The sequence below is a fragment of the Nonomuraea sp. NPDC003201 genome, from assembly GCF_053590415.1.
The window spans coordinates 1-6,631 of sequence record NZ_JBSFTC010000456.1; the positions used below are offsets into that span (position 1 = coordinate 1).

Here is a 6,631-nt window from a genome sequence, read left to right on the forward strand (position 1 = left end):
GGCGGCGGTCGCCACGGACCCGGACGCGCCGCCAGCAGCGCGGCGAGATCCTCCCGGATCCGCTCGGCCCCCGCCGGGTCGAGGAGCGCCGGGTTGTACTGCAGCCGCGCCGCCGTACCCGCAGGGTCGTCGACGATCTGCAGGTGGAGCGTGTTGCGCACCCAGCCGTTGAACATCATCCACTCCACCGACGCGCCCAGCCCGGGGAACAGCGGGCCCGTCTCGGGCCGCCGGCGGTAGCTGAGCGACACGGGGGTGAGCGCGGCGCGCGGGCCGATCCCGTCCACGGCCCTGGCCAGCGGAACCTCGCGGTGCCGGTACAACCGCCGCAGCTCGACCCGCAGGCTCCGCGCGAACTCGCCGAACGTGCCCGCCTCCGGCGCCCCGATCACGGGCAGCTCGTTGACGAAGGCGCCCACGTGGTCCCTGCTCCGCTCGGTCCGCGTGGACAGATCCACGCCGACCGCGGGCCGCGCGTTGCCGTACGCGCGCAGCAGCGCGACGAACGCGGCCAGCACCGCCTCGAAACGGGTGACCTCCAGCCGCCCCGCCAGCCCGCCGAGGTCCTCGACGACGAAGTCGAGGGCGCAGCCGGGTGCCGCGGCCACGGACACGCCGGTCAGGCCGGGCAGGTGCAGCTCCCGCTGGTCCTGCCACCGGTCCTGCCAGTAGCGTCGCGCGTCCGGCAGCGCGTCCCCCAGCCTGACCTGCTGCTGGACCGTGACCTCCGGGTGCGTCAGCACCAGCGGCGCCGGCGCCGCGCCCCCGTACCAGGAGGCCAGGTCCCGCAGCAGGATGTCCTTGGACTCCCCGTCGAACACCGCGTGATGGGCCTGGAACAGCAGCACGTGCCGCTTGGCGTCCTCCCGGATCAGCGTGAACCGCGCCGCGGGGCCCTCGCCCGGATCGACCGGCCCGGCCAGCTCCTCCTCAAGGTCGCCGCCTTCGCGCATCGGCGGCACCCCGTGGGGGACCACCCGCAGCTCACCGCCGTCCTCGGCGAGCACGCCGCCCAGCACGGGATGCCTGCGCGCCACCTCCTCACACGCCTCCGCCAGGGCCGTCACGTCGAGCGGCCCGTCCAGCCACACGGCCAGCGGCATGTGAAAGGCCCGCCCGGCGACCCCGGCCCGCTCGGTGAGCCACATCCCCTGCTGCGCAGGGGAGGCCGGCCACGATCCGGTCATCTCCCGCCTTCTTTCTCCACAGCGCCTGTTTCCCTAGAGCCTGTTTCCATCACGGAGTCCGCCTGCTTCAGCAGATCGCGCAGGCCGGACTTGACGACCTTGCCCGAGTGGTTCCTGGGCAGGTGGTCCACGAAGATCACTCGTGTCGGCAGTTCGTGCGCGGCCAGCCGGGTCATGAGGAAGGCCCGCAGCTCCGTCACGCGCGGCGCCCGCGAACGGGGCACGACGGCCGCGGCCAGCACGGTGCCCAGCACGGGGTGCGGCACGCCGGTGACCGCCGCCTCGGCGACGTCCGGGTGTTCGTGCAGCGCCGCCTCCACCTGCACGGTCGACACCTTGAACGCGCCGGACTTGACGACGTCGCTCTCCCGGTCGACGAGATACAGGTAGCCGTCCGCGTCGAGGTAGCCCAGATCGCCCATCCGCACCCACCCGTCACGGAAGGTGTGCGCGCTGGCCTGCCGGTCCCGGTAGTACGAGCGCGCGGCGGCGGGAGAGCGCAGCCAGATCTCCCCCGTCTCCCCGGCCGCCGGCGGCGTGCCGTCCGGGCCGGTGATCCTCAGCCCGCTGCCGAGCGCCGGCCGGCCCAGGGCCGCGGGCCGTGACGGGTCGTAGATCATGACGGTCTGGGCGGGCGCCGCCTCGGTCGAGGTGTAGTAGTTCGTCACGGTCGCCTTGGGGAACGCCGCCGCCAGCCGCGCGCACAGCGCCGCCGGCAGCGCAGAGGCCGCCGACCCGAGCAGGACCACGCCGGAGAAGTCGTGCCGTTCGTGCAGCCCGGCGTTGAGCAGCTCCAGTGCCATGGCCGGCACCAGGAACACCGTCCCCACCCGCCGCGACTCGATCAGCCTGGCGAACCTGCCCGGGGTGAACCGCGCCAGGGTCAGCACCGAGGGCCGCGCGTCCAGCGCGTTGATCAGCATGGCCTGGCCGGCGTTGGTGCCGATGGGAAAGGCGTGCAGCAGCAGCCGCGAATGCCCGAACCTGCGGCGGTTGGCCCGGGTGGCGCTGCCGTAGGTGAGGTTGGCGTGGGTGGCCGCCACCGCCTTGGGCCGGCCCGTGGTGCCGGAGGTGTAGAGGATCTGCGCCAGATCCGCCGGGCCGGGCGGCTCGGGTTCGCGCGAGCCGGGCTCCAGTTCGGCCGGCACCGCGCTCCAGTACCCGCCGTCCGGCGGCGCGGCCGGCCCCTTGCCGGCGTGCAGCACGCCGGTCGCCGAGCAGTGCTCCAGCATGTACGCCACCTCGGCCGGCGCGAACCGGTCGGAGATCGGCACGGCCACCCCGCCGGCCAGCTGTACGGCGCAGTAGGCCACGGCGAAGCCGGTCCAGTTCTCGGCCCCGAACAGCAACCCCACCCGATCGCCCCGCCGCACGCCGCGCCGGACCAGCCCGCGCGCCAGCGAGTCCACTTGCGCGTGCCAGTCCGCGAAGGTCAGCGTGCCGCCCCCGGCGACCTCCAGCGCGACCCGCTCGGGCTCCTCCGCGGCCCGCCTGGCGAGCAGCTCCGGAACGATCATGGCTCCCCTCCCGCACGCCGCCGCAGCTCCTCGATCCCGACGAGATCATCGGGCAGCGCGTCGGGCACCTCGCGATCGAAGCGCGCCAGCACCCGCACGCGCATCGCGCACACCGCGATCAGCGCGATGACCAGCCCGAAGACCACGTACATCAGCCCGATCCCGCGCCCCTCCCCCGTCCCGAGCAACGCCCCCGCCGTCGCGGCCAGCGGCCCGTCCGGCGCCATCAGCGGCTCCAGCACCGTCGCCCCGTACGGCGCCACCAGCCCGAACCCGATCGGCAGCGTGGACCAGGCGACGAGCGTGTTGAGCGCGATGACCCGCCCGTGGAACCGCTGCGGCACCTTGACCTGGATGATCGTCGCGTACACGCCGTTGAGCAGCGTCAGGCACAGCGACATCCCGAACGCCCCCGCGGCGATCGCCACCAGATCCGCCCGTACGCCGACGACCACGCAGAACCCCGCCAGCGCGAGCGTGAACAGCAGCACCCCGCGCAACCGCCCCCGGCGCGGCCCGCCCCACACGGCCATCAGCAGCCCGCCGGCCAGCACGCCGATCCCGCCCGCCAGCGACACCCGCCCGACGTCCTGCAGCGTCGCGAACGACAACACCAGCGGCGAGATCATCAGGAACAGCGGCGACAGGAACACGTTCAGGACGGCGAAGAACACCAGCATCCCGCGGAAGCCCCGGTTCCCCCAGGTCAGCCGCCAGCCGCCGGCGATCTCCGCCATGACCGTCTCGCGCCGCCGCCAGGCCATGCTCCGGGGGAACCGGACCGCCAGCACGACCGCGGCCGCGAACACGTACGACAGCACGTCGACGACGAGGATGCCCTCCAGCCCGATGACCGCCATCAGCCCGACCGCCACCAGCGGCACCGCCACCTGGGCCGTGCCGGTGACGAGCTGCACCACCCCGTTGGCGTGGCCCAGGAAGCGTTTGGGGACGAGTTGCGGGATCGCCGAGGCGTACGCGAACCGCTGGAAGGTCAGCGCGACCGACAGCAGCGCGAGCAGCGGGTAGATGTGCCAGATCTCCAGGTTGCCGGTCCACAGCAGCACCCCGAGCACCAGCTGCACGCCGCCCGCGGTGACGTCCCCGGCGAGCATCACCGCGCGCCGGTCGTGCCGGTCCACGATGGCCCCGGCCAGCGGCGCGACCAGCATGCCGGGCAGCAGCCCGAGCACCGCGAACAGCGCGAAGTTCGCCAGCGAGCCGGTGGTCGTGTAGATCCACAGCGGCACGGCGAACTCGGTCAGCGCCGACCCCAGGATCGACACCAGCTGCCCGGCCGCGACCAGCGCGAACCGCCCCATGCCCGGCCGCGCCCGGCGTTCCTCCGAGGGGGCCGGGGAGTCTCCCGAGGACACGCCTTCCAGCCACCACGTCGATCGCGGTGCGCGTGCCAGCGGCTCGGTCCGTCCCTCGGCGATGGCGCGGTGCGTGCCGGTCACGATGGCCGCCAGCTCCTCCGCCCGATATTTCAGGAAAAAGTGTCCGGCCTCGTCCAGCACGACCAGGGCCGTCAGCTCCGACAGCACGTGCCATTCGCGGTAGCGCTCCTGGTAGAACTCCATCGCCGGGTCACGCTCGCCGGCCAGCGCGATCACCGGCGCCCGCAGCGGGGCCCCGTCCGACCCGGCTGCGGACTCCTCGAACATCCGGGTGAAGTACCGCTCCGCCTGCCGGGTGCCGCGCCGCCGGTTGCGGACCATGAGGTCGAGCTGGTCGCGCCCGACCTCCTCCACGTCCAGGCCGGCGGAGCGCAGGTCGTTGATCCAGGCCTGGTCGCCGCGGATGCGTTCCATGAGCTCGGTCAGGCCCGAGAGGCGGCCGCGGGGACGCGCGAAGGGGAAGACGCCGCCGAGGTACACCGCCTCGACCTCGCGGCCGGCGTCCTCCAGCCGGCGGGCGATCTCCGCGGCCAGCATCACGCCGAGGCCGCAGTGGCCATACAGGGTGACGGGGCCCTCGATGCCGTCGAGGATCTCCCGTACGCACCCGTCGGCGACCTCGTCCAGCGGCCGGGACTCCTCGCCCAGCTCGTGCCCGGGCACGGCGATCGAGTAGAGCGCCCAGTCGGCCGGCAGCGCGTCGGCCAGCGGCTGGTAGATGACCGCGCTGCCGCCCCCGTACGGCGCGCAGACCAGCGTCGAGGTGGCCGTCCTGGCGGGGGTGAGCCGGTGCAGCAGGTGGCGCGGGCCGTCGCCGTCCGACTCCAGCAGCGCGGCCAGCTCGCGTACGGTGCGGTGCTTGAACAGGTCGAGCACGGTGACGGCACGCTCCGGCAGCTCCTGCCTGAGCCGGGCCACCACCCGCATGGCCAGCAGGGAGTGGCCGCCGAGCTCGAAGAAGTCGTCCGTGGCGCCGACCTCGGCGGCACCGAGGAGTTCGGACCAAACGGCGGCGACCGTCCGTTCCGCGGCGGATCGCGGTGGCTCGAACCGGCCGGTCGTCTCCGGCGCCGGGTCGGGCAGGGCGGCCCGGTCCACCTTGCCGTGCGACTTCAGCGGCGGCGGCTCGTCCAGCCACACGTACCGGGCGGGGATCATGTAGTCGGGCAGCCGCTCGGCCAGCCACGTCCGCATCTCGGCGGCCTCCGGCCGGGCCTCACCGCACTCGGCGAGGAGGTACGCCACGAGGAGACCGCCGCGCATGTCGGCGATCGCCGACGTCACGCCGGGATGCCGGCCGAGCACCGACTCGACCTCGGCCAGCTCCACCCGGTAGCCGCGGATCTTCACCTGCAGGTCGCGGCGGCCGAGGAACTCCAGGTTCCCGTCGGGGAGGTGGCGGGCCAGGTCGCCGGTGCGGTACATCCGAGCGCCGGGCGGGCCGTACGGGTCGGGCAGGAACCGTTCCGCGGTCAGGGCGGGACGGTCGAGATAGCCCCTGGCCAGCCGGTCCCCGCCGAGGTACAGCTCCCCCGCGACGCCGATCGGCACCGGCTCCAGATGCTCGTCCAGCACGTAAGCCCGAGCCCCCGGCAGCGGCCTGCCGATGGGCAGCGTGGTGGTCGTGCCGCCGGTGCCCTCGACCGGATAGGTGGTGACGCCGACCGTCGCCTCGGTCGGGCCGTAGTGGTTGACGACCCGGCAGCGCCCGGACGCGGCCAGCTCCTCCGCCCAGTCGCGGGGCGCCGCCTCGCCGCCGAGGATCAGCAGCTTGCGCGGCAGCACGTCGGCCTGCAACGCGGCCAGATGGGACGGGGTGATCTTGAGGTAGTCGATGCCGGCGTCCCGGACGTACTCGGCCAGCTCGTGCCCCGCCGTGCGCGGCGGGATGATGTGCAGCGTCCCGCCGGTCATCAGGCACGCGTAGAAGACCGTCACCCCGAAGTCGAAGGCCAGCGACTGCAGCAGCCCGTACGAGCCGCCGGGTTCGATCCCCAGCCGCTCCCGCAGGCCCGCGAGATAGACCAGCGCCTGCCGGTGCTGGATCGCGACGCCCTTGGGCCTTCCGGTGGTGCCGGAGGTGTAGATGACGTAGGCCAGGTCGTCGGGGGTCACGTCCTGGGGGACCGGCGCCTCGTCGCCGCCGGGCTCGTCGAGGCCGACCGTGAGCAGGCCATCGGGCAACCGCTCCCTGGAGGCCGAATCGGTCACCGCGATCCGTACCCCGGCGTCCTGCACCACGTACGCCAGCCGCTCGGGCGGATGCTCCGGATCCAGCGGCAGGTACGCGGCCCCCGCCTTGAGCACGCCGAGCACCGCCACGGCCAGTCCGGCCGACTGCTCCAGGCACAGCGCCACCCGTTCCCCGGGCCCGGCGCCGAGGGCCCGCAGCCGCCGGGCCAGCCGGTCGGCGCGGGCACCGAGCTCGCCGTACGTGAGCGAGACGTCCCCCGCGACCACGGCGAGGCCCGCCATGGCGATGGAGGAGACCAGCGAGGCGGACACCGTGCCGTGGCCCTGGCTCAGC

3 protein-coding genes are annotated in these 6,631 nt (G+C 73.9%); all 3 read right to left on the reverse strand.

The features are described from left to right. Positions 1-1,187: condensation domain-containing protein (locus tag ACWDX9_RS57665; RefSeq protein ID WP_449971708.1), on the reverse strand; the 1,187-nt coding region annotated here is incomplete at its 3' end. Continuing rightward, complete coding sequence (locus tag ACWDX9_RS57670; RefSeq protein ID WP_449971711.1) at positions 1,184-2,704, reverse strand: AMP-binding protein; 1,521 nt, start codon at positions 2,702-2,704, stop codon at positions 1,184-1,186. The genes ACWDX9_RS57670 and ACWDX9_RS57665, both read right to left, overlap by 4 nt. Continuing rightward, a partial coding sequence (locus tag ACWDX9_RS57675; RefSeq protein WP_449971714.1) for a non-ribosomal peptide synthetase/MFS transporter occupies positions 2,701-6,631 on the reverse strand: 3,931 nt, incomplete at its 5' end. The genes ACWDX9_RS57670 and ACWDX9_RS57675, both read right to left, overlap by 4 nt.

Bases quoted from the DNA above. Each gene is read 5' to 3' on its own strand.
- ACWDX9_RS57670 (WP_449971711.1), bottom strand. From the start codon at position 2,704: ATGATCGTTCCGGAGCTGCTCGCCAGGCGGGCCGCGGAGGAGCCCGAG.